General features: G+C 37.8%; 27 protein-coding genes. 19 read left to right on the forward strand and 8 right to left on the reverse strand.

What is annotated here, in order from left to right; all coding sequences use genetic code 11:
* Nucleotides 1–174 precede the first annotated feature (174 nt).
* Both QUF91_RS09575 and pepF read right to left on the reverse strand, forming a co-directional pair.
* Nucleotides 175–1,158 carry an SEC-C domain-containing protein gene (locus QUF91_RS09575; RefSeq protein ID WP_289417613.1) on the reverse strand — a complete coding sequence of 328 codons (984 nt, stop codon included), beginning with the start codon at nucleotides 1,156–1,158 and terminating at the stop codon, nucleotides 175–177.
* Nucleotides 1,159–1,399: 241 nt separating this feature from the next.
* A complete protein-coding gene (pepF, locus tag QUF91_RS09580) occupies nucleotides 1,400–3,214 on the reverse strand; it encodes an oligoendopeptidase F (protein WP_285396980.1) in 1,815 nt (604 codons plus the stop codon).
* 168 nt (nucleotides 3,215–3,382) lie between these two features.
* Between pepF and QUF91_RS09585 the strand changes: the two genes are divergently transcribed.
* The 4 genes from QUF91_RS09585 (at nucleotide 3,383) to QUF91_RS09600 (ending at nucleotide 6,057) form a co-directional block, all read left to right on the forward strand.
* Nucleotides 3,383–4,345 carry an RpnC/YadD family protein gene (locus QUF91_RS09585; protein WP_289417614.1) on the forward strand — a complete coding sequence of 321 codons (963 nt, stop codon included), beginning with the start codon at nucleotides 3,383–3,385 and terminating at the stop codon, nucleotides 4,343–4,345.
* Between the two features lie 185 nt (nucleotides 4,346–4,530).
* Complete coding sequence (locus QUF91_RS09590) at nucleotides 4,531–4,740, forward strand: hypothetical protein (protein ID WP_289417615.1); 210 nt, start codon at nucleotides 4,531–4,533, stop codon at nucleotides 4,738–4,740.
* Between the two features lie 293 nt (nucleotides 4,741–5,033).
* On the forward strand, nucleotides 5,034–5,474 hold the full coding sequence (locus QUF91_RS09595; RefSeq protein ID WP_289417616.1) for a Dps family protein: 441 nt from the start codon (nucleotides 5,034–5,036) through the stop codon (nucleotides 5,472–5,474).
* Nucleotides 5,475–5,703: 229 nt separating this feature from the next.
* Nucleotides 5,704–6,057: a general stress protein gene (locus QUF91_RS09600; RefSeq protein ID WP_285396976.1), complete on the forward strand. Its 354-nt coding sequence runs from the start codon at nucleotides 5,704–5,706 to the stop codon at nucleotides 6,055–6,057.
* 222 nt (nucleotides 6,058–6,279) lie between these two features.
* On the opposite strand, the gene QUF91_RS09605 is transcribed toward QUF91_RS09600, so the two are convergent.
* The gene (locus QUF91_RS09605; RefSeq protein WP_285396975.1) at nucleotides 6,280–7,179 is read right to left on the reverse strand and encodes a DMT family transporter; all 900 of its coding nucleotides are present in this window, start codon (nucleotides 7,177–7,179) and stop codon (nucleotides 6,280–6,282) included.
* Between the two features lie 134 nt (nucleotides 7,180–7,313).
* Here QUF91_RS09605 and QUF91_RS09610 point away from each other — a divergent pair, with 134 nt between their 5' ends.
* Together QUF91_RS09610 and QUF91_RS09615 are read left to right on the forward strand one after the other, a co-directional pair.
* Nucleotides 7,314–8,192, forward strand: coding sequence for a LysR family transcriptional regulator (locus QUF91_RS09610; protein ID WP_285396974.1), 879 nt, complete (start codon nucleotides 7,314–7,316; stop codon nucleotides 8,190–8,192).
* A 296-nt stretch (nucleotides 8,193–8,488) separates the two neighbouring features.
* The gene (locus QUF91_RS09615) at nucleotides 8,489–9,163 is read left to right on the forward strand and encodes a phosphopantothenoylcysteine decarboxylase domain-containing protein (RefSeq protein WP_289417617.1); all 675 of its coding nucleotides are present in this window, start codon (nucleotides 8,489–8,491) and stop codon (nucleotides 9,161–9,163) included.
* 120 nt (nucleotides 9,164–9,283) lie between these two features.
* On the opposite strand, the gene QUF91_RS09620 is transcribed toward QUF91_RS09615, so the two are convergent.
* Nucleotides 9,284–9,463 carry a hypothetical protein gene (locus QUF91_RS09620; RefSeq protein ID WP_289417618.1) on the reverse strand — a complete coding sequence of 60 codons (180 nt, stop codon included), beginning with the start codon at nucleotides 9,461–9,463 and terminating at the stop codon, nucleotides 9,284–9,286.
* Nucleotides 9,464–10,093: 630 nt separating this feature from the next.
* On the opposite strand from QUF91_RS09620, the gene QUF91_RS09625 reads away from it, so the two are divergent.
* Complete coding sequence (locus tag QUF91_RS09625) at nucleotides 10,094–10,249, forward strand: YezD family protein (protein ID WP_285397236.1); 156 nt, start codon at nucleotides 10,094–10,096, stop codon at nucleotides 10,247–10,249.
* 318 nt (nucleotides 10,250–10,567) lie between these two features.
* Here QUF91_RS09625 and QUF91_RS09630 read toward each other — a convergent pair whose 3' ends face one another.
* Nucleotides 10,568–11,056, reverse strand: coding sequence for a flavin reductase family protein (locus tag QUF91_RS09630; protein ID WP_285397237.1), 489 nt, complete (start codon nucleotides 11,054–11,056; stop codon nucleotides 10,568–10,570).
* A 200-nt stretch (nucleotides 11,057–11,256) separates the two neighbouring features.
* Between QUF91_RS09630 and QUF91_RS09635 the strand changes: the two genes are divergently transcribed.
* Nucleotides 11,257–12,042, forward strand: coding sequence for a VOC family protein (locus QUF91_RS09635; protein WP_289417619.1), 786 nt, complete (start codon nucleotides 11,257–11,259; stop codon nucleotides 12,040–12,042).
* A gap of 89 nt (nucleotides 12,043–12,131) precedes the next feature.
* Here QUF91_RS09635 and QUF91_RS09640 read toward each other — a convergent pair whose 3' ends face one another.
* Nucleotides 12,132–12,332: a cold-shock protein gene (locus QUF91_RS09640; protein ID WP_285397239.1), complete on the reverse strand. Its 201-nt coding sequence runs from the start codon at nucleotides 12,330–12,332 to the stop codon at nucleotides 12,132–12,134.
* A 213-nt stretch (nucleotides 12,333–12,545) separates the two neighbouring features.
* Between QUF91_RS09640 and QUF91_RS09645 the strand changes: the two genes are divergently transcribed.
* Both QUF91_RS09645 and QUF91_RS09650 read left to right on the forward strand, forming a co-directional pair.
* Complete coding sequence (locus tag QUF91_RS09645) at nucleotides 12,546–14,225, forward strand: formate--tetrahydrofolate ligase (RefSeq protein ID WP_289417620.1); 1,680 nt, start codon at nucleotides 12,546–12,548, stop codon at nucleotides 14,223–14,225.
* Between the two features lie 293 nt (nucleotides 14,226–14,518).
* Entirely contained in the window at nucleotides 14,519–14,719 is a 201-nt protein-coding gene (locus tag QUF91_RS09650; RefSeq protein ID WP_068982670.1) for a cold-shock protein, read from the forward strand.
* Nucleotides 14,720–14,985: 266 nt separating this feature from the next.
* Here the strand turns inward: QUF91_RS09650 and QUF91_RS09655 are convergent, their stop codons facing one another.
* The gene (locus tag QUF91_RS09655) at nucleotides 14,986–15,183 is read right to left on the reverse strand and encodes a hypothetical protein (RefSeq protein WP_289417621.1); all 198 of its coding nucleotides are present in this window, start codon (nucleotides 15,181–15,183) and stop codon (nucleotides 14,986–14,988) included.
* Nucleotides 15,184–15,523: 340 nt separating this feature from the next.
* Here QUF91_RS09655 and QUF91_RS09660 point away from each other — a divergent pair, with 340 nt between their 5' ends.
* Together QUF91_RS09660 and QUF91_RS09665 are read left to right on the forward strand one after the other, a co-directional pair.
* Nucleotides 15,524–15,982: an Rpn family recombination-promoting nuclease/putative transposase gene (locus tag QUF91_RS09660; protein ID WP_289417622.1), complete on the forward strand. Its 459-nt coding sequence runs from the start codon at nucleotides 15,524–15,526 to the stop codon at nucleotides 15,980–15,982.
* 928 nt (nucleotides 15,983–16,910) lie between these two features.
* Nucleotides 16,911–17,525 (forward strand): HD domain-containing protein, encoded by a 615-nt coding sequence (locus QUF91_RS09665; protein WP_289417623.1) that lies wholly within the window; start codon nucleotides 16,911–16,913, stop codon nucleotides 17,523–17,525.
* Nucleotides 17,526–17,703: 178 nt separating this feature from the next.
* Here QUF91_RS09665 and QUF91_RS09670 read toward each other — a convergent pair whose 3' ends face one another.
* A complete protein-coding gene (locus tag QUF91_RS09670) occupies nucleotides 17,704–17,883 on the reverse strand; it encodes a hypothetical protein (protein WP_289417625.1) in 180 nt (59 codons plus the stop codon).
* 287 nt (nucleotides 17,884–18,170) lie between these two features.
* Between QUF91_RS09670 and QUF91_RS09675 the strand changes: the two genes are divergently transcribed.
* The 7 genes from QUF91_RS09675 (at nucleotide 18,171) to QUF91_RS09705 (ending at nucleotide 26,520) form a co-directional block, all read left to right on the forward strand.
* Complete coding sequence (locus QUF91_RS09675) at nucleotides 18,171–20,057, forward strand: ABC-F family ATP-binding cassette domain-containing protein (RefSeq protein WP_289417626.1); 1,887 nt, start codon at nucleotides 18,171–18,173, stop codon at nucleotides 20,055–20,057.
* A 12-nt stretch (nucleotides 20,058–20,069) separates the two neighbouring features.
* Nucleotides 20,070–21,194, forward strand: coding sequence for a conserved virulence factor C family protein (locus QUF91_RS09680; RefSeq protein ID WP_289417627.1), 1,125 nt, complete (start codon nucleotides 20,070–20,072; stop codon nucleotides 21,192–21,194).
* A 316-nt stretch (nucleotides 21,195–21,510) separates the two neighbouring features.
* Nucleotides 21,511–21,843, forward strand: coding sequence for a hypothetical protein (locus tag QUF91_RS09685; RefSeq protein WP_289417628.1), 333 nt, complete (start codon nucleotides 21,511–21,513; stop codon nucleotides 21,841–21,843).
* A 146-nt stretch (nucleotides 21,844–21,989) separates the two neighbouring features.
* Nucleotides 21,990–23,222, forward strand: coding sequence for a M20 family metallopeptidase (locus QUF91_RS09690; protein WP_289417629.1), 1,233 nt, complete (start codon nucleotides 21,990–21,992; stop codon nucleotides 23,220–23,222).
* The gene (locus tag QUF91_RS09695) at nucleotides 23,219–24,307 is read left to right on the forward strand and encodes a tartrate dehydrogenase (RefSeq protein ID WP_289417630.1); all 1,089 of its coding nucleotides are present in this window, start codon (nucleotides 23,219–23,221) and stop codon (nucleotides 24,305–24,307) included. The genes QUF91_RS09690 and QUF91_RS09695 overlap by 4 nt, the downstream gene beginning before the upstream one ends.
* A 1-nt stretch (nucleotide 24,308) precedes the next feature.
* The gene (locus QUF91_RS09700; protein ID WP_285396464.1) at nucleotides 24,309–25,055 is read left to right on the forward strand and encodes an SDR family NAD(P)-dependent oxidoreductase; all 747 of its coding nucleotides are present in this window, start codon (nucleotides 24,309–24,311) and stop codon (nucleotides 25,053–25,055) included.
* A gap of 10 nt (nucleotides 25,056–25,065) precedes the next feature.
* Nucleotides 25,066–26,520 (forward strand): aldehyde dehydrogenase family protein, encoded by a 1,455-nt coding sequence (locus QUF91_RS09705; RefSeq protein WP_289417631.1) that lies wholly within the window; start codon nucleotides 25,066–25,068, stop codon nucleotides 26,518–26,520.

Genomic DNA, 26,520 nt, shown 5'->3' on the forward strand with positions numbered 1-26,520 from the left:
TTTCTATTTATCCCACATTAATGGGCAGTAATTTATCTGTACCGAAAGCGAAGAGTCCAGGTACAAAACCCTCACCTCAAAAATCACTGAAAGCAAAGATTTCCCTTTATATATAAATGCGCCGCACACTCTAAGATAGACTTAGGGCGTGAGGCGCCATTTTATTTTTAGGAATTATTTAGTTGTAGCATAGTTACTTAAGTCTTGATAATATTTTGTCAAAGAGGAAGCAGAAATATCGAACGTTGCCGCAATTTCTTTTACAGTCAATGACAACGACTCGAATAGCTCTTTTTCCTGACCATATCGAATCGCGCCAGCAGCAATAGCAGCCTCTTTACGCGCAGATGGTTGTCCTTCAATTAAATAGTCCTCTAAAAGCTCTAACATAGGAGCTGTTTCTCGATCATTTTGCTCAAGGAATTCTTTTACTTGTGTAAGTACATTGCTCTCAAAGTTAGAGAATTCCTCGCCTTTATAACCATTTGACACAAGTAATTCCCAGAAGGATAAATGCTCTTCTTTTAAGAATGCTCCAACGTTCTTCTCTGAAGCATCAAAATTTTTCTTGAATTGTTCAAATACCTTTGCATGGTCTTCTGGGAAGAAGATCAGCGTTGAAACAGCTAAATAATGCTCTGATTTTTTTGAACCATCTGGTAAGATGAATGCAAAGACATGCATACCTTCAGGGATAGGTTTGTCATTTTCACGACGAATATAAATTTCTTCATTTGTTAATACATGTGTAGCCTTAAAATATTTTTCTTCTACAACTGACACGGAACCAATAAATAGGTGAGGTTGTGACCAGCCTTCTAACACTTTTACTGTAGAAGGTCTTACCGTTTTTTTCTTCGTTTTCTTTAAGTAACCTTTCCAAATAGATGGCTCTTGATGGAAGAAGAAGTCGTCTAACGCGATCGCCTCAATTAGCTCTCTTTGTAGTAAACTCTCTAATTTAGGTTGCCATGTACCTACATGCTCTATATAGGCACGAACATCTTTGCGTTCTGGATATTCTAGGTAAAAAGTTTGTAGTACACGCTCTAATTCTTCAATTGCTACAGCTTCTACTGTAACCTGCTGTTTACCTTCACAACATTTTTTATATTTTTTGCCGCTACCGCATAGGCATGGATCATTACGTTTTACCATAATTAGAAACACTTCCTTTGAAAATTGTTTGTCGAATTTTGCTAAATAAATTGCGTACTCTTAATAATAACGGTACATTTGTATGAAGAAAAATGATTATCTATTTAGAAATGTCAAAAAAAAGTAGAGGGACGCCCTGATTCTAGTATATGTACGTAATTTCCTGCTTAGAACTAAAAAAGAGAAAACCATCCACGCCTTAAAAGCGTTGGATGGTCCTTGTTAAGTAAAATAGGGGTGATTATCCTTTGATAGTTTCCATTCCCATTGTTAATCGTTCAAGCTCATCAATGAGGTGACCGATATAAGAAATCGTATCTCGAAGCGGCTGCTCTGTTGTAATATCAACACCTGCCATTTGAGCTAACTCTACAGGTGATTTCGTACCACCAGACTGAAGGACAGTTAACCATTCATCTACGGCCGTACTACCTTCTTTTAATATGCGCTTAGATACTTGCGTTGAAATTGTTAAGCCAGCGCTATATGTGTAAGGGTAAAGGCCCATATAATAGTGAGGCTGACGCATCCAAGTAAGCTCTGCGCCTTCAGAAATATCGATAGTATCGCCCCAGAATTCTTCTAGGACAGAACGTTTTAATTGATTTAAAACTGTAGCATTAACAGCTTCACCAGCGTCAATTAATTCATATACTTTTCGTTGATATGCTGCCTCTAGTAAGTGTGTGACGAAATTATGATAATATGTTTTGGACACAATGTTTGAAATAACCCAACGTTTGAAGCGAGGATCATCGTTATGTGTCAATAAATAATTGGCAAGAAGCATTTCATTCATTGTTGATGGTGCCTCGATAAAGTATAACGAGGGACGACTATTAAAATAAGATTGATGGGCATGCGCATTCGCAAAATGACCTGCATGTCCTAGCTCATGGATAAGTGTGAATACCTCATTCATACGTTCATTCCATGACATTAAAATAAATGGATGACTACCATACGGACTCGAACAAAATGCACCTGTTGATTTTCCTTTATTTGGTGCATAATCAATCCATCGCTCGTTAAACGCCTTCTCAATCAAGTTCTTATAATCCTCGCCCATAACTGCTAATGCTTTTTCAACATAACCCTTTGCTTCAGCCATTGTTATTTTCGGATCATAATCTGGATCAAGTGCTATTTTTAAGTCAGCAAATGTCATTTTCTCGATGCCATTCGCTTGTTGTATCAGCTTTGCGTAACGGCGCATATGAGGCGCAAGTTCCTTTGTAATAAGATCTATTTGACGATTATAAAGGGATCGATCAACATCCTGATCAAACAGCAAATAGTCAATGACAGAGTCAAAGCCCCGTAAATCTGCCATTGTTTTTTCCTGTTGAATATGTGTGTTATAAATTTTGGCAGTTGTGTGCTGATAATCGCGTAATTTACTAGAAAATGCCTCAAATGCAGCACGGCGTACATTTGTATTAGCCTCAAACTCCCAGTTGTTTTCGTATAATACAAAGCTCAGTGGATGCTTTTCACCATTTGCTTCAAATTGTCCAAAATGCATATCAACTAGCTTTGTCGTATTATATGTTTCATAAGGCGCTTTAAAAGTTGAACTAAATGCTGCTAATGCTTTTTCCACTTCAGGGTTTAGCTGATAAGGCTTTTGCTTTAACAATTCCTCTAAGTAAATTTTGTAAATAGGACTTAACTCAGTGGCTTCTTGTAAAATTGCCTCGTCTAGTGCTAGTAATTCACTGCGTACGAAAGAAAAGGCACTACTTATTTTACCCACTGCAGTACTGTATTTTGCAGAACGCATTTGAGCTACGTCATCTGTACGATCTGCTTGAATATTTAAATTTGCATAAGTGCCAATAGGAACAATGCTTTTTTGTAATGCTTCAAAAGCTGTTAAAACTTCAATTACTTTTTGTGCATCTGTAATTGTACCTTGATACTTGCGTTCAAAGTTTAGAGCATCCTCTACAAGCTGAGCTAAAACAGGTTCAAAATCCCCATCATTTTCAAATAAATCTTTTAAATTCCATGTCTCTTCTACTGGTACATCTTTTCGTAATGGTAAAACTTCCACTAATTAACACCCCTTTTAATGTAAGTGACTTCATTATAACGAAACTATTTCGGAAAGTGAAATAATTATAGTGAATAGTTTTAATATTTTTAAAAATTAAATGATAATGTAGAAACTTATGTTCGTGTTCGCTATAATGGATTTAAAGAAAGGGGGAATGAAGTTATAATGCAGTTAGTTTTGGAGAAACCAGATGTGTATAAGTTAAGTCACGTGAATCAAGATAATTTATGGAAGAAGTTAATTGCGGATTTGTTTGAAGATTTTTTGTTGTTTTTTTTGCCAGAGTTACACTTAGAGGTAGATTTTTCGAAGCAAGTAGAATTTTTGCAACAGGAGCTTTTCAAAGAAATTATTGAGCATCGTCAAGGGCGCAAAATAGCTGATCAAATTGCGAAGGTTCATTTAAAAAATGGGAAAGAGCAATGGATTCTTGTCCATACGGAAATACAAGCTGGAGATGAAGTGCATTTTGCGAAGCATATGTTTGAGTATTTCTATCGTATTAGGGATCGATATGGTAAGAAGATTGTGGCTATTGCTATTTTTACGGATAAGAGTACAAAAAGCACGAACCGGTATTATGAAAAGTATTATGGTACAGAAATAACGTATACTTTTAATAAATTTGTTGTTTCAGATTTTGATGAAGAAGAATTGGAAAAATCACCTAAGCTTTTTAGTAAGGCGTTGCTAGCTTCAATTTATATGAATCGTACTAAAAATAAATTTAGCTTACGTAGTGCATATAAAAGAGCCCTCTTAAGAGAAGTGTGGTTATTAAATAATATTGAACGAACAGAAATAAGAGCGCTACTTTATTTTATTGATTACTTAATGAAGCTGCCAAAACCTATGTCTGAGCAGCTTGTAAAAGATGTTAAAGCTGAGATTAGAGAGGAGGAAGAAATTTTGCGTTTATATAAAGAGGATTTACCACCTACGCTTGTTGGAGTTTTAGAATTAGAGAGACAGGAAGGCTTTGAACAAGGTATTGAACAAGGTATTGAACAAGGTATTAAACAAATAATTATTGGTTTGATTGAAAAAGGTGCTGAGGATGAGTGGATTGCTGAAGTTGCAAAGCTTCCAGTAACAAGGATAAAGGAAATTCGCGTGGAACTTAAATAGATTAATTGTTTTTTAGTGTCAATTTTCAAATGTGTTGGTTTGGAAAATATAAGTTTTTCATTGGAGGATACAAGGATTTTTTGTTGATAATTTTCTTTTGTGTGCCCATTCATAAAAGCTGAGATTAGAGGGGAGGAAGAAATGTTGCATCAATAGAAGGTTTACCACCGACACTTGCAGGAGTATTGGAATTAGTAAGGCAGGAAGTCTTCGAGCGAGGCTTCAAGCAAGGTTTCGAGCAAGGCTTTAAGCAAGGATTTGAACAAGGATTTGAACAAGCCATGAAACAAGTAATCACTGGTTTAATAGAAAAAGGTGCTGAGGATGAGTGGATTGCTGACGTTGCAAAGCTTCCAGTGACAAAGATAAGAGAAATTCGTATAGAACTTAAATAGTCTAATAGTGTAGAAAGAAAACATGACCATTTCTTATTAGGTTTGTTGTAAGTTTTCTAGCTTCCTAATGATGAAATCTTTTTGTGTGAGATTGTTGTGGAATTGCCTTTAACCTCCCGTTGTAAGGCAAATCCTCTTGCGGGAAAAGCGAGTAATATGTAGTGGAAGATGTTTTGTTTTTTTATGATAAATGATCTTTGAAATTTATTTGTGTCAATGGGAAAAATGTGCGTATAGCTAATACACTTTGTTACACATACTAATGGATACAATTGGCCATTGGAGGAGAAATGATGACACAAAACTTAAACAAACAATTGAATAAACTTGTCGCTACATGCTCGGTACTTTATACAAAATTGCACAATTATCATTGGTATGTAACAGGTAGCGCCTTCTTTACACTACATGCCAAATTTGAAGAATTATATAATGAAACAACATTGAATCTAGATGAAATTGCAGAGCGCATTCTTTCGAAAGATGGAAGGCCTGTAGCGACTTTAAAAGAGCATCTTGAACTATCATATGTTGAGGAAGCGTCAGGAAATGAGACGACAGAGGAAATGGTAGCTATAACCATTTCAGATTTCCAAATGCTAATGAAATCATTAAACTCAACAATGGAGCTAGCCGCTGAAGAAGGAGACGACCGTACAGAGGATTTACTTAATGCTATGTATCAGTCCCTTGAAAAGCATACGTGGATGTTAAAAGCCTTCCTAGGTCGCTAATAACCAAAATATTAATATCAAAAGAAGCAATGGGCATCTTGAGTAAGTACTCATTGTTTCTTTTTTTTTGCATTTAATAAAGACTCTATATCATTATTACAAAACGACAACAAATATCTCGACAATATAACGAATGTTACAGTCCGTTAAAGAATGAAAAAAACGGTTATATTTTTAGGATATGTAGGGTAAATACCTAGTAAGCCATACAAATTAGGAGGAATTGAACATGATGAATGAACAAAACTCACAAATTGAAGTGGCCCATACAAGGGATGAGATGCTTCATATTTTAGAAAGTATGCGATTAGAAGCATATCAAATAGAGGACATTCACATTATTGCAAAGGATCCAAGCAAATTAGAGGATGTAAAATGGGATTCTGACGTTAAAACACATGAGGTAGGGAATTGGATGGATCAATTAAAATCATGGTTTACCGGTGAATCAGCTGTAACAGAAGGATTAAAGCGATTTGATCTTACTGAGGGACAAACAGCATACTATGCTCAACTAGTAGAACTGGGTGCTATCGTATTATTTACTGAGTGTGAGGATTTAACTGAGTCTATGAAGACTTAAACTATTTCGAAAGATAATCAGTATCGTCTGATCCGCGTAGTCCACGTGTAACTGTGTCAGAATCTACTCTTGAAAGTGCAGAAATCCTTAAGATTACGAGGAGCGTTTAAAGGCTGGAGCATATGAATGAGGCTGAACGAATTCGAAGATATCTATAAGAACAAAAAAACAGAGTGAATGCACATGCATCACTCTGTTTTTTTGTTTTGGATGGATTCAAGATTAATGAATAGCTTTTTCATGTTCTTGTTTTTTAATAAATCGTAATACATGAATATGCTCTAATTGAGCAACAAGGTTACCAATCAGAATAAAGCTACCACCAATTATTAATTTTATCGTTATTCCTTCACCGATAAACATCATAGCAAACATAGCTGCGAAAATTGGCTCTAAAGAAAAAATGAGTCCTGTATGTGTAGCAGAAGTATACTGTTGTGCAACAGCTTGCCCTACGAAGCAAAATGCACTACAAATGACACCGAGTCCTATAATGGCAATCCATGAAGTCGTTGTATTTGGAAGTGTTGGTGTTTCAAAAATTAATGTTAATATAAGTGCATAAAGTCCAGCAAAACCAAGTTGGTATACGCCATAGGAAATTGATTCAACACTTCGTGTAAATGTACTATTTAATAATAAGTAAATCGAATAACATAGTGCAGCGATAGCTATTAAAATATCCCCTTTTTGGAAGGAAAGTGAGCCTTGAGCAGTTAAAACAGTAATTCCGATCATTGTGCAAACAATCGCAAAACTAACTGCTCTTGAAGGTAATTTTTTTTCAATAAAACTACTGAAAATAGGTACTAAGACAACTGTTAGACTTAAAATAAATCCAGCATTTGATACAGAAGTTGTTTCTAATCCGAATAAGCTGAGAGCGAACACAATGAATAATAGAAACCCTTGAATAGCTGCATATTTTAATGTTTTAGCATCGACTTTCATCATGCGTTTATAAAAGATAATACCTGCTGCGAAGAATGCGATGATACAACGTAAAGCCACCACATTATAAACTGCCAATGTTTCAAGTCCCATTACCATAAAGGTATAAGATAATCCCCAAAACATTGTTACAATAACCATCAATAAATTTGCTTTTCCTTGGATACCCATTATGCTCACCTACAATCTGTGTACTAAAACAGTTTTCATATAAAAATTACTATATATCTTGTATTGTGATTAGTAAAACGAATGTTTATAATGATTAGTATTAAAAAAATTCATGTATGCAGAGGGAAAAGGCAATGAGTTTAGTGAAATATGAGATTTTGAATAAAGTGGCTGAGGTAGCAAGCTTTACAAAAGCAGCAGATGCTTTAGGTTTAACTCAATCTGCTGTAAGTCATGCTGTTTCCAGCTTAGAAAAGGAATTCGGCTTTGCGCTCATTCATAGAAGTCGAGCGGGTGTCACGTTAACAAGTGAAGGGGATGCAATGCTAAGGGCGATGAGGCATGTCCTTGATGCAGAGGAACTATTACAACAAGAAGCTGCACACATACTTGGTGTTACTCGTGGAAAAGTACGAATTGGCGTAATTTCAAGCATTTCCTCAAACTGGATGCCAGAAATTGTCCGTATTATGGACAATCAATTTCCTGGCATACAAGTTGAATTGCGAGAGGGAGACTATTATGAGATTGAACAATGGCTACTGAGTGGAGAGGTGGATGCTGGGTTTTTAAATGGTCAAAAGTCGGGGCAATTTCAGTATATTGAACTCCAGCAGGATCCATTGCTGTGTATTGTCTCCGATAAAAGTCCGCTTTATGATAAAGCGGAAATTGATATAGTGGAACTAGAGGACATGCCATTTATCATGACTTCATATAAAGGGACAAATGATGTAAAAGTACTTTTAGAGCAATATCATGTGAAGCCAAATATTCGTTTTGAACTATCGGAAGAGGTAGGGATAATATCGATGATTTCTCACCAACTTGGCATTAGTATTTTACCGAAATTAGTTACGAATAACTTACCTCCTACGTTAAAAGCCATTCCTTTAAAACAAGGTGGTTATCGTACAATTGGAATAGCTATGAAACATCAGGCATCACCTGTTACCAAAAAATTTGCGGAAATATTAAGTTCCTGGTTAAAAGAACAAAATAAGTTCGAGTAAACGCTTAGAGGAGATCGACATGCTCTATAAAAACAACATTGAACCTTTACATAGCATTACGTAAAATAGTATTTGTATATTTATCTTCATTCAGCAGATGAATGCAATTTTAATTACTTTTTCAGGGGGTGTCCAAACACCTACTGAAATAGGGGATCTCAGTCTAAGAACGCCACGTCCTGTGGCAATTTATCTGCGCGAAAGCGAAGCGTCAGCGGCAAATGTTTTCTGTAGCGAACGCGAAGCAACAGCTACAATTACGCCAAGGCGAAATTGATTAGAAAAAAGGTGATTGTATGGGGACATTACGAGGTAAGACCGTACTCATTACAAGTGGGGGAACACTTGAAAAATGGGATCGTGTGCGTGGACATACGAATTTATCAAAAGGATCGATGGGCTGTTATTTAGCTGAGGCGGCACTAGAGGCTGGGGCAAACGTATTGTATATGCATGGTTATTTCGCACAGCTACCGACGAATAAAGATAAAATGCGTACCATTCGATTTGAAGGTATTGAAGATTTAGGCGAGAAAGTTCGACATGCTGTTCAGGAAGAACAGGTGGATATCGTTGTAATGGCTGCTGCTGGTTCTGATTGGCTCATTGACAAAGTATATGACCAATCAGGGAATTTAATGGAGGAAGCAGGTAAAATGCCTTCTGACGAGCCACCTATCATTCACTTTAAAAAAGCGCCTAAAATATTAGGGCAAATAAAAAAGTGGCAGCCGAATGTTACTTTAGTGGGCTTTAAACTCGAGGCGACAGATGATGAGGAGTTTTTACTGTCCCGCGCACGTCTAAGGATGGAATCGGCGAACGCTCAATTTATGGTAGCAAATAGCTCGCAGTCATTATATGGTGGAGATGAGCCACATTGGATTGTACCTGCTGAAGGCGAACCACTAAAGGTTATGGGCAAGCAAGATACAGCAAAAGCATTAATGGATTTATTACAAAATAAATAGAGCGAAAACTGTGTAGAGGCAATAAATCTGCACAGTTTTTTTGTTTTATAAAATGATTTAGTAGGTGTTTGATTAACCATTTTTATTCACTCATTAGAAGGCTTTGATTTCCGCTACGGGCTACTCGCTTTGCCGCTGACGCTTCGCTTTCGCGCAGATAAAACATTTGCCGCTGACGCTTCGCTTTCGCGCAGATAAAACATTTGCCGCTGACGCTTCGCTTTCGCGCAGAGCAAGGCTTCCTGCGGGCGAGCGTCGAGCCGCTTCCTTCGCTTTGTTGCTGTCGCTTCGCTTTCGCACAGAAAACATTCGCTTCGTGCAGGGTCTCGTCTGTCTCGCTTTCCCGCAGGAGTCGAGTAGCCCTACACTACAATCAATTAAAATGGAAATTCATTGGCATTATAGCAACAAAAAAATACTTTTTATCGCTCAATAATAAAGCTATTTTTTCCTAATCAACACGCCTGATGATTTAGATTATTAATCACTAAACGGTAGGCAAAAAATGGAGGGGGCATACATTATGATTTTTGAAAATGCATATGATTCAGTATTAAGTGATGTTGAAACATAGTTCTCGAATAATGCTCTTCATTGAGTTCACATCCTTCTAATAAAAAACTTAAGTAATTCAATACTATCCATTGGCATAAATGAATACTAAAATGTTCAAAATACTCCTTTTTACTTAATTACAAAGTATTCAGCTAGGATTTATAATATTTATATTGACAATAGGTTTTCTGAATTATAAAATTCTTTCTAAGAAACGTAATACTCTTATCGAGAGAGGTGAAGGGACTTGGTCCAGCCTCGGCAACTGTTAGTGTAGGTGCCAAATCCAACAGGGCAATCTGATTGGGGGCATAAAACGATTGATGCGTTGGCCTCTTATGAACAAAAAGTATGAAAAAAAGAAGGGGGGATCGGATGACTCAACAGGTAAAGATCGATGACAAAAAGCTAGAGGCAATTGCAAAGGCAATTCAAAATTTAGAATTTGGAGAAGTGCACATTACGATTCAAGATGGTGTCATTGTTCAAATTAACAGACTTGAAAAACAGAGATTCCCACAGAAAAAGTAAACAGTGTGATGACTGTTGCCTAGATATTTGAAAGCCACAAAGAAAGCAGGATTGTTCTCTCCTCTTATTTGTGGCTTTAATTTGTAGTTAGTTAAAGGAGTTGGTTAAGGATATAGGTCCTGTTGAGCGGTATTTCGTTAAAAATGAATATACAACTTTTTAAATAGCCACTTAATAAAAAATATCTAGGCTAATAGAGTTTCATAAATTTGAGTATGGCTAAATAGTCGGCAATTTTATATGATACAAAAAAACAGGATGGATTACGATGAATCATCCTGTTTTTCTTGTATGCTACTTGCTTATGAAGATAGTGTCCTAGTCATAAAAGCTTTTAGGGATTTCACCAATATGTCTACGATGATAGAGTAAAGGCTCCTTTTGTGCATTATCAATTTCTAGGACTTGCCCAATAAATATCGTATGGTCTCCTGCATCGATTTGTTGAAATGTTGTGCATTGTAAAGTGGCTACAGTATCGTGTAAAATCGGTAGACCGTGAACAGAAGTTGACCACTTTGCCTGAGCAAAACGATCTGGGATTTTACTTGAGAATAGTGAACATAAATGTTCTTGATTGCTCGCTAAAATATTCACAGCAAACTTTTCGGCTGCTGTAAAATATGGATGAAGCTGTGATTTTTTATCGAGCGACCATAAAATAAGGAGTGGATCTATGGAAACTGACGCAAAGGAATTGACAGTTAAGCCAATAGGTTCATCAGTGTCATTACAAGCTGTGACAACCGTGACGCCTGTTGGATAATTACCTAATGCAAGTTTAAAAGCAGCTACTTTGTCTGTCATTCTAATCACCTCTTGTTATTTTATGCGAATATACCATTGATTGATGGAAATGAAAAACTTTTTTTGATTAACCATCTGCATAGAAATTATTTTGTTGCCGAGCATCGCTGTTTAATAATTGTAATATTCCTAATTTCATTTTAAACCAACAAAACTAACAGGTAAAGTATATAATGGAGGGTAAAAAGGGGGTTTAGTCAATGACTTTATATTTTGACCATCTGGTTCACCAAGTTCAATCACCAGAGAATACAAAGATTTTCTTAAACAAACGCAATATCCATACAATTAACGGTGGTCAACATACAATGTGGGGGACATATAATACGTTAAGCTACTTTGGATTAAACTATATTGAACAAATAGCAATCTATGATCGTAATTTATTTGAAAATGCAGCGAATTTACCTTATTCCCTACACTATACGTTTAAGCGTGCGAATGAGCGCTATGGCTTTTCACGAATTGCATTACGTACGAAAAATATTGAAGAAGAAGGACAACGTTTGCGTGCACTTGGTTTTGAAGTGTATGGTCCTGATGCTTGTAGTCGAACTAGACCAGATGGCTCCGTGGTAGAATGGAAGCTATTGCATTTTGGGAAGCCTGGGCAGGCAATTGATTTTCCATTTTTGATTGAGTGGGCTGATGAAGATAAGGAACGTGTTGCACAATTAAAAGCAAGTGGAGCCATTGATACGAAACAATCGATTACGATGGAATCCGTGCAATTTTATGTAGAAGATGTGAAAGCTACCGTAAAGTTATGGCAGGAAATATTTCAATTACCAGAGCCTGAGCAACATGCACAATTTATTTCCTTACAATTACCGAATATTCGCCTAGATTTTTATGAAGAAGTCGCTGCAGCTACTATGACGCTTGGTCATTTACATGAAGGACCATTTGGGGTGACATTTAAAGATACTGATAGAACGAAGGAAACGCTAGTTTTTCCAGCTGCTTTTTATTGGATCAATCGTTGACGCTTGCGTATAGAAGACGAAGCAGTACTAATAAAAATAAAAGCATTTGAAAAAGGAGCCGTTCATCTATCGAACAGCTCCTTTGTTACTTATAATTTCATAACATTTGACGCCTGTGGTCCGCGATTGCCTTCTACTACATCAAATGATACCTTTTGACCTTCTTCAAGTGTACGGAAGCCTTCCTCTTGGATGCCCGTAAAATGTACAAATACATCTTCTCCATCATCACATTCAATAAAGCCATAACCTTTTTCGCTATTGAACCATTTTACGATTCCTTGTTGCATAAGCATTCGCCTCCAATGCGCTTGAATGTAGTACTAAATCAATTAAGTCGTGACATAACCTGCGAAAATGTGAAAAAATGCATTTTCACTTAGAACATACATGAATTGAGCTAAGTTGTCAATTGATTGTCGAAATGCTTGGATAACTAATTATGATTTCTTACACAAAAAAGTCTATAATGGAATTTAACAACATAGAAAGTAGGGTGTCAAATGACAACGAAAAATCAACCTTTAACAGATCTAGAAATCGCTAGTCAAGCAGTTATGATGCCTATTACAGAAATAGCGAAAGCTGCAGGTATTTCAGAGGATGCACTTGAACAGTATGGTCGCTACAAAGCAAAAATTGATCCATTAAAAATAACAACTCACGGTGAGGACGCAAAGGTTGTACTAGTAACTGCCATTAGTCCAACTCCAGCAGGTGAAGGGAAATCAACCGTAACAGTTGGACTTGCTGACGCACTTCATCAATTGAATAAAAATGTTGTTGTTGCTTTACGTGAGCCGTCACTCGGCCCTGTAATGGGTGTAAAAGGTGGCGCAACAGGTGGCGGATATGCACAAGTTGTACCTATGGAAGATATTAATTTGCATTTCACGGGCGATCTTCACGCTATTTCGACAGCGAATAACGCATTATCTGCTTTTATTGATAATCATATTCACCAAGGAAATGCTTTAAACATTGATCCTCGTCGTATTATTTGGAAGCGTGTAATGGATTTAAATGATCGTGCCCTTCGTAAAGTAGTTGTGGGTCTAGGCGGTCCAGTGCAAGGGATGCCACGTGAAGACGGCTTCGATATTACTGTTGCATCAGAAATTATGGCTGTCTTCTGTTTAGCGACAAGCATTGAAGATTTACGCGAGCGCATAGCTAGCATCGTCATCGGTTACACATTTGAGCGTGAGCCTGTCTTTGTGCGTGATTTACAAGTAGAAGGTGCTCTAACATTATTATTAAAAGATGCCTTCAAGCCTAACTTAGTACAAACATTAGAAGGAACACCTGCCATTATTCATGGTGGTCCATTTGCCAATATTGCCCACGGCTGTAATTCGATTATGGCGACACAAACAGCTCGTAAGCTAGCTGATATTGTTGTGACAGAAGCGGGCTTCGGCTCAGATTTAGGTGCTGAAAAGTTCATGAACATTAAAGCACGTAAAGCAGGCTTCAAGCCAAGTGCCGTTGTCGTTGTAGCAACGATTCGTGCATTAAAAATGCATGGTGGTGTACCGAAAACAGCGCTTGTTGGTGAAAATGTTGAAGCACTTTTACAAGGAATTGAAAATTTAGCTAAACACGTCGAGACGGTTCGTACATTTGGCGTTGAACCGATTATCGCGTTAAATCGTTTTATTACGGACACAGAGGCTGAGTTAGAAGCGGTTCTTAACTGGTGTCAAGAAAATCATGTTCGTATTGCTCGTACAAATGTTTGGGAAGAGGGCGGAAAAGGTGGTCTAGCTCTAGCAGAACAAGTGTTAGCTGTACTTGAGGAGGAAAATAATTTCTCACCTTTATATAATGTAACAGAATCTATTGAGGAAAAAGTACGTACTATCGTGCAAAAAGTATATGGTGGGAAAGACGTTCAATTTACCGACCAAGCGAAAAAACAAATCGCCCAAATTGAAAAATTCGGCTGGGATTCAATGCCGATCTGTATGGCAAAAACACAATACTCTTTATCCGACCAACCAAGTTTACTCGGTCGTCCAGAAGGCTTTACAATCACCATTCGTGAAGTAATCCCTAAGTTAGGTGCGGGCTTCTTAGTTTGCTTAACAGGGGATATTATGACAATGCCGGGATTACCAAAGGCACCTGCAGCATTGCGTATGGATGTTGATAGTGAAGGACATGCGGTAGGATTGTTCTAAATAGGATTTGTATTTATGATTAGTAGAAAATATTAAATGTACAGAAGCTGCTCTTATAAGTTATAAAGAGCAGCTTTTTTTATGAATGTACTATTGATAAAATAAAATTTGTTTTTGTACTAGACAAGTATGATTTTTTATTATATATTATATGTAATAAAATTATTTACAAGAAAAACAAAGAATTCACATATTACAAAGAGTAATCGTGTTTTGTTAGATACTTTTTGTAATATGTGAATTTTTTTCTTATAAAATGGTTTTATTTAATACGATTAATGGAGGTCATTTAAATGACACAAGGTACAGTAAAATGGTTTAACTCAGAAAAAGGTTTTGGATTCATCGAAGTAGAAGGCGGAAACGACGTATTCGCTCACTTCTCAGCTATCCAAGGTGACGGTTTCAAAACACTTGAAGAAGGCCAAAAAGTTGAATTCTCAGTAGAAGAAGGCCCACGTGGACCACAAGCTACAAACATCGTTAAACTTTAATTTTTAATAATGTAATCATAAGAAAGAGGTATCCTTTCAGTAGAATACCTTCTCAAAAGTCGACAAAGTTGTTTTTTCAACTTTGTCGACTTTTTTTGCTTCTTTGGAAATAAAGAATTCAGCTATTAATAGCTGTGAATCTTAATAATTTGCTTCAAAAACCTTTTATCTACAATTTAAGTTGCTTCTTTTAGCAAAAATTATAGTGAAGAATTTCTTGATGAAGTTAAAAAAATGGCAGTTTACTCAAAGATTGATCAAAAAAATTAAGCTCCATAATGAATAAGTAGAAAACTAGCTAACCATAACAGAACGGCAATTCGAATGATTAAATACATAGTATATTCAAAGTAAGAAAGTTTTCTTTCGCGCTTTAAATTTTTAAGAAGTCTTACGGAAATAACTGAACATAAGAGTAGGACTGCTATAGATAATTGATATATGTTTTCTAACAGGTCATTCACATAATCATCCTCTCATACAAGAAGATATGAGCTGTCATGTCTTTTTATGATGGCCCTTTAGTTGATATAGAGTAGCCCAGTGCCAGCATTAAAGAAGGAATGCGAATGGCTGTTATTAAAGTCGATCAAAGCTACTTAACATTAAGCACGACGATTAAAATAAGGGGTATTACATAACATTTATTCCTACTTCCTTTATAACTTAATACTTCAACAGCAGCATTGCGTATTAACAAGGATAATAGGGCTATTTTAATCATTTTTATAAACTACAGAGGGCTTGTTTTTTAATTTCTTGAAGTTGGGCCTACAATTGAAGCATGTTAAAATAATATAAAATATGAAGATTTATGACCAAACTTTTGAATGGCACAAAGAACAACTAAAGCCACTTGATGATATTTTAGCACGCTGGTTATTGTTATTAGGTATGGTCGATGCACGAAAGAAAAAGGTTTATGATAAAATTTTTTGCGAATTGGAGGAGCTGGCGATGAAGGACGAACATCTATTAGAGGCATTCAATGCCTGGGAAGAGTTAAGTTTATCTCAGGAAGATGTTATTGCCTATCAATCACGGTTAAAGTATATCCTTGATGAAGAGGCGAAGCTAGAGGATGTGAAGCATATGGCAGAGCAAAAGGGTATAGAAGAAGGGAAAAAAGAAGAAAAAGAAGAAATTGCCAACAATCTTTTAGCGAATGATATGGATATTGAATTTATTAGTAAAATAACAGGCTTATCTGTGGAGCGTATTGAAGAAATCAAGGAAGGGCTAATCCAAAATAATGACGAATAAACAACGTTAGGGTTAACGAGGCTACGATTTCAAGGAAGAGCTAAGTTTTGAAATGTAGGGTGGTATGAGCAGCAATTGTACGACAATGTGTGTAAATTCAGCAGTACGGGAATATTTGCATTAATTAACAAATTACTAATAAACGGTATTAACTTATGGGAATGTCTTTAAAATGGAAATTGAAGAAACAATAAAAGCTGCCATCATCTACATTGAGTAAGATGGGCAGCTTTTACTGTTTCTTCAGCGGGTTGGTAATACATAACATAACTATCGTTCCTACTTCCTTCATAACTTATTACTTCATTTACGGCTTAAATGAAATTCGGAAAAAATGTTGCCTGAAAAATTTATCTAGTTTTGTTCGCACGACTCTGATGATTCGGCCTTTCGCAAAATGTTGGCAAGAAATTGGTGTACCATTTGCCATTAATGGGAGGAGTTACGTTCACACATATTCAAGATATTGAACAGAAGAAGGTAACATCAATTAATGATAAAAAATATCACACGCTTGCGACATATGGTCAAAGCCTTCTTGGTCGTGAAAACAGGCTTACTGTTTGTTCACTTATCTCGTCATGTACATTTACTATGCGGGTTAAAACAAAGAATTTCTAAGGGAAAGTGTTCACTTTTATTTGATTTCTTAGATGATTGATTACACACGTCATCTTTCAACACAATATTCAATTGTAAGCCCGCTGAAGTTGTTTAATCTGTTAAAACATAGTTCTTATACATCACTGAAATAATGAACGTACAGAACAAATTAATGTTCTGTACGTTTATCATACAGTATTCTGAAAAATTAGTCAATTGAAAGGATCTAACTTTTTTTACTTTTTATCGAGAAGAGAGGTTACTTAGCTTTCAACTCCTCTAAACTATACAGTATAATCGTAAAGGAAAGGAATGAATAAAAAATATGAACAATTTAATGAACAAAGTACGTGGGATTTATGAACAGTTTGATGCTAGCCATGATTTTCAACATATTGAACGTGTTTATCAAAATGCGTTAGCGATTTTACATACTGAACCGGAAGCTGATGCGGAGGTCGTAAAAATTGCTGTGCTTTTGCATGATGTAAGCGATAAAAAGTATACCGATAGTAAAGAGCAGGAAAATAAGTTAATTGCCGAGTTGTCTTTAAGCGAGGAGAAAAAGCAACATATCCGAGATTGCATTGCACAAGTATCGTTTAATGGTGGCAATGAGTTAGAAGCAACTTCTATTGAGGCAAAAATTGTACGAGATGCAGATCGATTAGATGCCATTGGAGCAATCGGCATTGCACGCACATTTGCTTTCGGTGGGGCTAAAGGTAGAAAGCTTTACGATGAGGAAGAGGACGCTCGTACGGATATGACAGAGGAGGAGTATCGCAGTAAAAATACATCCTCAGTTACCCATTTTTACGAGAAGCTTTTATTGTTGAAGGATTTAATGATTACAGAGAAGGGCAAGCAAATGGCTAACGAACGCCATCAATTTATGGTACAGTTTTTAGAGCAATTACAAAATGAAATAGGTAAATAAAAATGTACACTGCTTTTCAAAGCGGATGCAAATTTATCCTCTAAAAGTTAGATATGAGCAACAGGAAAAGGTATAAGCTTCTATTGAATAGTAAGCTTATACCTTTTCGTTTGCCTTCATCTGTTTATTGTTAATCTAATCCTTCGCGTCTAAAATACAAAGCACAAACATTTCATCATTATTTAATTAAATATTTACCAAAGCCATTTTCTGTTTCTCCTACATATTCGATATTGCTACCTTCAGGAATAACTTTTTGTGCTTCCTTAGCAGAGAGGTAAATGATTTTTGTATTTGCTGGGAACGGTATAAATGACCAGTTGTTATCTGCAGCAGGATTAATTGTTTTGTTTACCATAATATAATCAATGACAGCTTGGCGATTTTCATACGCATAGTTTGTTACGTTAGAGCCATCTGTATTCTATCGGTGATGAGGCACTAAGTTAGATCGAGTAGAAAGTTTAAGCTTCTTCATTTTGCGGTTAATGGAGGAGGTATGTTTTTTCGATAAGGAAACAGAGTTTGTTGTCCTTTGTTTACCTGTCATTTGGTGTTATGATAAAAATGGATATCAATAATAAACTACATATAAAAGTAGTGTGGGCATTAAACAACACCTAAATGAAAGAGATGGACAGTGTAATGAGTCATTTAATTGTACAAAATTTAACGAAAACAGTGGGCGATAAAACGCTCTTTCAAAATATTGAATTTACGATTTATGAGGGGGAGCGAGCAGGGCTAATTGGTATTAATGGTACTGGTAAATCTACATTGCTTTCTATTTTAGCAGGTGAAATCGAAGCGGATTCAATGAATGTAGACCGCCCAAATAAATACCGTATTGCTTATTTACCACAGGAGCCTACTTTTAACAGTGGCGAAACTGTGTTACAGGCAGTATTTGCAGGAGATTCACCTATTTTAAAACTTAATCGTGAATATGAGGAGACGGTTGCTGCACTTGCACTAAATCCAACGTCAGAAAGTTTACAAAAAACGTTATTTAGCTTACAGCATCGCATGGATGAAGAGCAGGCGTGGGATGTCAATGCACTGGCTAAGACAGCACTTACGAAGCTTGGGATTGAAATGTTTGATAAGGAAGTATTAACTCTGTCAGGTGGACAGCAAAAGCGCGTCGCATTGGCTAAAGTCTTAATTGAGCCAGCAGATCTTTACTTATTGGACGAGCCGACCAACCATTTAGATGTGCAGTCAACGGAATGGCTACAAGAAATGGTTTTACGATTAAAGGGAGCAGTCATATTCATTACCCATGATCGTTATTTCTTAGATGAGCTATCCACTCATATTTATGAGCTTGCTGACCAAACAATGTATCGCCATACAGGGAATTACGGAGATTATCTCGAAGCACGTGCTATTCGTGAGGAAATGAAAGCAGCCTCTGCTCAAAAGGACCGCAATCGCTATCGTTCGGAATTAAAATGGATTCGTCGTGGAGCGAAGGCGCGTTCTACGAAGCAAAAGGCACGTATCCAACGCTTCGAACAGTTAGAGGATAACCTAGAGCGTAAGTCAGAAGATGTTTCTCTTGAGATGGGCCTAGCTACAACGCGTCTCGGTCGAAAGGTTTTAGAGGCAGAAAAGATTTCGAAGGCATTTGGCCATCAAAAGATTCTAGAAGACTTTTCATTTTTACTGCAACAGGGCGACCGAATTGGTATTATCGGAGCTAATGGTGTAGGAAAATCAACATTATTGAACATGCTTGCAGGTGAACTTACACCTGATTTAGGTGAAATTCATGTTGGTTCGACGGTGAAGCTAGCGCATTTTAAACAAACATTACCGAAAATGAATGAAAATGAGCGTATGATTGAATATATTCGAGAAGCTTCAAATGATATAACAGATGCAGAGGGTGTGCGCTATTCGGCAGCTCAAATGCTGGAGCGTTTCTTATTCCCGCTTAATGCGCATGGTACACCGATCGGTAAATTATCGGGTGGCGAGCGTAAACGTCTCCATTTATTACGATTATTAATGGAACAACCAAACGTACTGTTACTAGATGAGCCTACAAATGATTTAGATATTGAAACACTAGGTGTGTTGGAGGATTTCATTGAGCATTTCCCTGGGGTCGTTATAACGATATCCCACGATCGCTTTTTCTTAGATCGTATTGTGAAAAAGTTATGGATTTTAGATGGTCTTGGACATGTTGAAGAGACACTTGATGTTTACAGTGACTATTTACAAAAACGTGAACAGGAAACCGTTGTAAAGGTAGAGGCGCCAAAGGTCGAAAAACCTAAGACGGAAAAGCCTAAATCGGACAAGAAAAAATTATCCTTTAAAGAGCAAAAAGAATGGGAAACGATTGCTGATGATATAGAAAAGACAGAGACAGCGATTATGGAAACCGAAGAGGGTATTGCCAACGCTGGTGCTGATTTTACAAAGCTGCAGGAGTTAACGGCGAAGCTTGATGAGCTAAATGCACGATATGAACACCTTATTGAAAGATGGTCGTATCTAGATGAAATCGTAAACGGATAAGGAGCGATATGCATGAAGATTATGACAATTGAACCGACACCAAGTCCTAATTCTATGAAGATTGTCGTTGATACAGAGTTACCTTTTGGCAAAAGCTATAATTTTACAAAGGATAATAAAGATGAAGCAACTGAAGAAGCAGCAGCGATTTTAGCAATTGAAGGTGTGAAGGGAGTGTATCATGTAGCTGATTTCTTCGCTGTTGAACGTAACGCAAAGTATGCATGGGAAGGTATTTTAGCAAGCATTCGTCAAGTGTTAGGTGAAGACGTACAGGAAGAAAGTGAAACACAGGTAGCTAATGAATTTTATGGTGAAGTATACGTTCATGTACAGTTCTATAAGCAGGTGCCACTACAAGTAAAGGTGTTTGATAATCAACGTGAGCACCGTATAAGCTGTGGTGAGCGCTTTGTCGAAGCTTTCAATAAAATTATTGAGACAGCAGTTGATGAAAATTATATTTTCCAACGTAAGTGGATTGACTATGGTGTACGATACGGCGAGCTTGAGGAAATTGCGGAAGCAATAAAGCAGGAAATCGATGTGACATATTCTGAGGAACGATTAGTAGAGATTGTCGAAATGATGAATGACGCCGAAAAAACAATTGAGAAACCAGCTAAGCTAAAAATTACTGTTGCACAGTTTAAGCAACCTGAGTGGGAAAAACGTTTCCAATTACTTGATCAGATGGCAGATCCAGAGCTAGATGATTTACCACTTTTAGATTTGGCGTTACAAGATGAGCAAATGTCGATCCGTCGACTGGCAACAGTTTATTTAGGAATGATTGAAGATGTGTCGGTTGTTCCATATTTAGAAAAGGCATTACAAGACAAAAGTGCAGCGGTACGCCGAACTGCAGGAGATTGTATGAGTGACCTTGGCTTCGTGGAATTTGAAAATGCGATGCAGCAAGCATTGCAAGATAAAAATAAGCTTGTTCGTTGGCGTGCAGCCATGTACTTGTATGAGGTCGGTACTGAAAAGTCATTAGTGGCATTAAAGGCTGCTGAAGAGGATAAAGAGTTTGAAGTGAAACTACAAGTAAAAATGGCGATTGCTCGCATCGAACAGGGCGAGGAAGCAAAAGGTTCTGTTTGGAAGCAAATGACAGAGTCTCGTCAACGATAAAACGAATAAACCAGCATCTATTTGAGCTATTCAAAATAGACGCTGGTTTTTTATATTTCATTAGTTAAATACAATTTTCCCCTAACCATTTCAACCTCGGGTAAATGATAAAACGTACTTGTCGTTTCGAAATTGTCTACATCTTCATTTGGTGAATAAAATATATTTTTTTTACTTGTCCAAGTGCTATTCCAAATTCTATATGGCATCCTTTCCCGGTTGGTAAAATGACGATAAGAAAGTCTGCTTACAAGACCGCATTTCTTTCGTAGCTTCCAATTTTTCTTATATTTTCAAATGTTGTAGCTCTATCATTTTGTTCATCGGGCGCCCTCTAGGAAGCTTTGCTCTGTGCGAAAACGAAGCATCAGCAACAAATGTTTTATCTGTGCGAAAGCGAAGCGACAGCAACAAATGTATTATCTGTGCGAAAGCGAAGCGTCAGCAACAACAAATGTTTTATCTGTGCGAAAGCGAAGCGACAGCAACAAATGTATTGTCTGTGCGAAAGCGAAGTGACAGCAACAAATGTATTATCTGTGCGAAAGCGAAGCGACAGCAACAAAGCGCCCAGTCGGAACGGATATCAACCCCACGTTATGGTAATGATCCAGTCTCTTTTTATCGGGAAATAACAAAAAGTAGATAATTTTGACGTTCTCTAGCTTTTTAATACTAAACAAAAAGTTAATAGCATTATATGTTTTATTAACAAATTGTCTAATACATTTCTATAAGGACAATGTTAAAATAATTTGAATTCAGAATATTCACTTTAAATAAGGGGGCCTTTAAATGACAGTAACAAATTTAAAGAAAACGGAATCTTATTTGCGTGATCGAGAAGTAGTTATTGAGCTTACACAAAAGCTAGTTCGTATTGAAAGCGTTTATCGAGAAAATGATCCAAATGGCAATGAACAAGAAGTGGCAAATTTTGTCGCTCAATATTTACGTGATATCGGGATTGAAACACATGTGGAGGAGGTTGTGCCAGGTAGGCCGAATGTGATTGCTATTATTGATTCGGGTAAACCAGGGAAAACGCTACTCTTTGAAGGACATACAGATGTCGTTACTGAAGGAAATCGTGAAGCATGGACGTACGATCCATTCGGTGCAGAAATTATTGATGGTCGAATGTATGGCCGAGGTACAAATGATACAAAAGGAAATCTTGCATGTATGATTACAGCTTGCCAGTCGTTGTTACTGGATCAGGAGGAATTTACAGGCAAGATTATTTTATGTATTCCTTGTGATGAAGAAGGATTGATGCTTGGCATTAAACATTTTATAAAAAATGGTTGGGCAGATGATGTAGATGGGGCTATTATATGTGAACCGCAGGAAAATAATGTCAGCATTGCGCAGCGTGGAGCGATACGTTTGAAGGTGGATATTTTTGGGAAGATGGCGCACGGTGCAATTTCTTGGAGCGGTATTAACCCGAATTGGCGTATGGCACGTTTTATTGTGGAGCTTGAAAAATTAGAAAAAGAAGAGCAAGCACGGTTAGGACGTGATCCAATGCTTAATTGGCCAACCATTACGCCGACAATTTTACGAGCACCAGTAAAAGGGGATGCGCAAATTAATGTCATACCTGATCATTGTATGACGACGCTTGATATTCGTACAGTACCTGCACAGGATCATGATGAGCTTCTTGGTAAAATTGAGGCGATTATCAAACGTCTGCAAGCGGATGATCCGGATTTTAAGGTAGAGCTAACAGTGCTTGACAACCGCCCGGCCACAGCTACAGCGAAGGAGGAACCTGTTGTACAAGCTATTTACGAGGCAGTTGCTGAAGTAACGGAGAAAGAGCCGAAATATAATGGTGTCCCAGGGGCTACAGATGGAACGTTCCTTCATGTGCATGGTATACCAATTGTTACGATTGGTGCGGGTGATCGTGATATTCCCCATCAAATTGACGAATATGTCGATATTGAAGAATTGGCAGAAACAACAGCTATATATCGTTTGGCAGCATTAAAGTTTTTAGCAGGTGATGCACAATGACTCACAAAAAAATTGCCGTCATACCAGGTGATGGGATTGGAAAGGAAGTCATGGAGGAAGCGTTAAAGGTTTTGAACCATCTACAGGAACATGATACGTCTTTACAAATAGAAACAACGACTTTTCCTTGGAGCTCCGATTATTATCTTCAGCACGGTCGTATGATGCCTGAAAATGCACTAGACATTTTAAAAGAGTTTGATGCGATATTATTCGGGGCTATTGGAGATGCTCGTGTTCCAGATGATGTTACGGTATGGGAATTAATTATGCCGATACGCAAAAGCTTCCAGCAATATGTTAATTTCCGTCCGATTAAATGGCTACCTGGCATAGCCTCACCACTTGCCAATGGGAGGGATATTGATTTCGTGATCTTCCGAGAAAATGCGGAAGGGGAATATTCCGATAGTGGTGGTCGAATGTATCATAATCAGCCGCAGGAAATGACGATTCAAAATACGATTATGACACGCATCGGTATTGAAAAAATTGTACAAGCCGCCTGTGATTATGCTTATAAATATGGCAAAACAAAAATTACGAGTGCAACAAAATCGAATGCCATTATTCATTCAATGAAGTTCTGGGATGAGCATACGAAAAGGATTCTTGCTCAAAGCTCACCAATGCTAGAGCTAGAATCTATTTATATCGATGCTTTAGTAGCTTACTTTGTGGAGCGACCACAGGATTTTCAAGTTGTTGTTGCCTCCAACTTATTCGGGGATATTTTATCTGATTTAGGGTCAGCTATTGTTGGAGGTCTTGGATTGTCACCATCAGCTAATGTGAATCCAGAAAAGGAATTTCCCTCTATGTTTGAGCCTGTGCATGGGTCAGCGCCAAATATTGCAGGAAAGGGGATCGCAAATCCAATTGCACAAATTTGGTCACTTGCTTTATTGCTTGGACATATTGGAAGACCGGATATAGAAGAGTTGATTGTTAATGCGATTGAGACGGTGCTTCAAGAAGGTGTTGTGAAAACGGCGGATATTGGTGGGCAGGCGACGACAGCGCAAATGGGTGATGCGATTTGTCAGGAGATTGTCAAAATGAAATTAGTGGCAAGGGGTGTATAGCATGGCAGTAGAACAACAGGTCATTATTGTCACAGGTGCTGGTGGGGGTATGGGAAAAGCCATTATTCAGGAGCAGCTTGCGAAGGGCAATGTTGTAGTTGGGCTTGATCTATCGGTAGCATCACTAACAGATTTAGCACAGGATGCCTTGCAATGCTTTGAAGTCAATGTTTTGCAGGAGGAGCGTGTGAACGACATATGCAAGCAGGTTATTGACAAGTATGGACGTATTGATGGCCTCGTCAATGCACTTGGCATAGCGCAGGCAGCAACACCGATTGAACAAGTAACGATGGACGAATGGAATCGGTTAATGGATGTCAATGTGAAAAGCTTATTTATTACAACTAAGGCTGTCGTTCCTTATATGAAGGAACGGCAGAAGGGCTCAATTGTAACGATTGCCTCTATTTCTGCCGTACGTCCGAGACCTGGTTTGCAGGCGTATATTGCCTCTAAGGGGGCGGCAGAGAGCTTTACACGCGCAATGGCTATTGAATTAGCGCCGTTCCAAATACGTGTTAACACAATTCATCCAGGTCCAGCCGATACACAGATGTTGGGACAGTTTGCCGCACAAGGAGCAGATATCGAGCAAACAAAACAAAATGTCTTTGTTCAATCGGTACCTCTTGGACGTTTAGTGAATCCGTCAGACATTGCAGGTGCGGTAAATTATTTACTTTCAGATGATGCGAGTATGGTTACAGGGACGACGTTACATGTAGACGGTGGTCGCGGACTATAGGAGGGATAAGGTGAAAAAAATTCCAATGTTTATTAACGGTGAGTGGATTCACGCTGACTCGGAGGCATTATTAGATGTTATGAACCCCTCTACTGGTGAAGTTATTGCCCAAATTACGAATGCCAATAAAGCACATGTTGATGAAGCTGTTCGTGCTGCACGAGTAGCATTTGAAAGTGAAGAGTGGCGGAAAATAAAGGCATATGAACGAGGACAGTTACTTGTTGAATTCGCTCACTATATTCGCAAGCATGCAGAGGAATGGAGTTTATTAGAATGCCGTGATGTTGGAAAGCCGTTAACACAAGCAAGGGCAGATATTGAAGCAGCAGCTCGTTATTTTGAGTTTTACGGGGGAGCTGCTGATAAAGTGATGGGGGATACTATTCCAATTGAAGATGGCATTTTAAATGCGGTAGTGTTAGAGCCAGTCGGAATTACCGTACATATCGTTCCTTGGAATTATCCTATTCAAATAACAGCAAGAAGTGTAGCAGCCGCCATCGCAACGGGTAATGCAGTGATTGTTAAAAGTGCTGAGGATACGCCATTGACAACACATGCCATAACTGAATGGTTTGAGGATAAATTGCCAAAAGGTATTTTTCAGCATATTACAGGTTTAGGTCGTGATGTCGGTCCGTATTTAACGTCACATCCTGATATTAATCATATTACGTTTACGGGCTCTGTTCCAACGGGGATTGCTGTTATGAAATCAGCAGCTGAAAATGTAGTACCTGTAACATTAGAGCTTGGTGGGAAATCGCCGAATATTGTTTTTGCGGATGCAAACATGGAGCAGGCGCTTGAGGGAGTAGTTCGTGCCATTATTCAAAATGCCGGACAAACATGCTCTGCTGGGGCAAGATTACTAATTGAAGAAAGTGTAAAAGAGACATTCATCACGCAATTAGTGCGGAAATTTCAAGCACTAAAAGTTGGTCCGGGTGAAGCGGACGTTGATATGGGTCCACTTTTAAATGAACGACAATATACGAAGATTTCAACATTATTGCAAAAGGCGAAGGAAGATGGCTATGTGGTCACTGGTGGCGAAACACTGACGATTAAAGGCTATGAAAATGGCTATTATGTTGAACCAACAATACTTGCTGGGGTAGATGCTGATGATCCACTTGCTCAGGAAGAAATTTTCGGTCCAGTGTTGACTATATTTACATTTACAACTGTCGAAGAAGCGATTGCCTTAGCGAATAGTACAGACTACGGTTTAGTTGCAGGCATTTGGTCCAAGGATTTGGATACTGCTCATTTTGTCGCAAGCCGAGTGCAGGCTGGTCAAGTTTTTGTCAATAACTATGGAGCTGCAGGCGGAATTCAAATGCCGTTCGGTGGCTATAAAAAGAGCGGTATTGGTCGAGAAAAAGGTTTTGTCGCGTTAAGAAATTATACCCAAATGAAAAATATCGCGATACGCTATGCACCACCTAATCAAATGTGA

The organism is Lysinibacillus sp. G4S2 (genome assembly GCF_030348505.1).
Classification (GTDB): Bacteria; Bacillota; Bacilli; order Bacillales_A; family Planococcaceae; genus Lysinibacillus.

Excerpts from the sequence above, each read along its gene's own strand:
- QUF91_RS09575 (WP_289417613.1), bottom strand. The coding sequence starts at position 1,158 with ATGGTAAAACGTAATGATCCATGCCTATGCGGTAGCGGCAAAAAATAT.
- QUF91_RS09585 (WP_289417614.1), top strand. The coding sequence starts at position 3,383 with ATGCAGTTAGTTTTGGAGAAACCAGATGTGTATAAGTTAAGTCACGTG.
- QUF91_RS09595 (WP_289417616.1), top strand. The coding sequence starts at position 5,034 with ATGACACAAAACTTAAACAAACAATTGAATAAACTTGTCGCTACATGC.
- QUF91_RS09600 (WP_285396976.1), top strand. The coding sequence starts at position 5,704 with ATGATGAATGAACAAAACTCACAAATTGAAGTGGCCCATACAAGGGAT.
- QUF91_RS09605 (WP_285396975.1), bottom strand. The coding sequence starts at position 7,179 with ATGGGTATCCAAGGAAAAGCAAATTTATTGATGGTTATTGTAACAATG.
- QUF91_RS09610 (WP_285396974.1), top strand. The coding sequence starts at position 7,314 with ATGAGTTTAGTGAAATATGAGATTTTGAATAAAGTGGCTGAGGTAGCA.
- QUF91_RS09615 (WP_289417617.1), top strand. The coding sequence starts at position 8,489 with ATGGGGACATTACGAGGTAAGACCGTACTCATTACAAGTGGGGGAACA.
- QUF91_RS09625 (WP_285397236.1), top strand. The coding sequence starts at position 10,094 with ATGACTCAACAGGTAAAGATCGATGACAAAAAGCTAGAGGCAATTGCA.
- QUF91_RS09630 (WP_285397237.1), bottom strand. The coding sequence starts at position 11,056 with ATGACAGACAAAGTAGCTGCTTTTAAACTTGCATTAGGTAATTATCCA.
- QUF91_RS09635 (WP_289417619.1), top strand. The coding sequence starts at position 11,257 with ATGACTTTATATTTTGACCATCTGGTTCACCAAGTTCAATCACCAGAG.
- QUF91_RS09640 (WP_285397239.1), bottom strand. The coding sequence starts at position 12,332 with ATGCAACAAGGAATCGTAAAATGGTTCAATAGCGAAAAAGGTTATGGC.
- QUF91_RS09645 (WP_289417620.1), top strand. The coding sequence starts at position 12,546 with ATGACAACGAAAAATCAACCTTTAACAGATCTAGAAATCGCTAGTCAA.
- QUF91_RS09650 (WP_068982670.1), top strand. The coding sequence starts at position 14,519 with ATGACACAAGGTACAGTAAAATGGTTTAACTCAGAAAAAGGTTTTGGA.
- QUF91_RS09660 (WP_289417622.1), top strand. The coding sequence starts at position 15,524 with ATGAAGATTTATGACCAAACTTTTGAATGGCACAAAGAACAACTAAAG.
- QUF91_RS09665 (WP_289417623.1), top strand. The coding sequence starts at position 16,911 with ATGAACAATTTAATGAACAAAGTACGTGGGATTTATGAACAGTTTGAT.
- QUF91_RS09670 (WP_289417625.1), bottom strand. The coding sequence starts at position 17,883 with ATGGTAAACAAAACAATTAATCCTGCTGCAGATAACAACTGGTCATTT.
- QUF91_RS09675 (WP_289417626.1), top strand. The coding sequence starts at position 18,171 with ATGAGTCATTTAATTGTACAAAATTTAACGAAAACAGTGGGCGATAAA.
- QUF91_RS09680 (WP_289417627.1), top strand. The coding sequence starts at position 20,070 with ATGAAGATTATGACAATTGAACCGACACCAAGTCCTAATTCTATGAAG.
- QUF91_RS09690 (WP_289417629.1), top strand. The coding sequence starts at position 21,990 with ATGACAGTAACAAATTTAAAGAAAACGGAATCTTATTTGCGTGATCGA.
- QUF91_RS09695 (WP_289417630.1), top strand. The coding sequence starts at position 23,219 with ATGACTCACAAAAAAATTGCCGTCATACCAGGTGATGGGATTGGAAAG.
- QUF91_RS09700 (WP_285396464.1), top strand. The coding sequence starts at position 24,309 with ATGGCAGTAGAACAACAGGTCATTATTGTCACAGGTGCTGGTGGGGGT.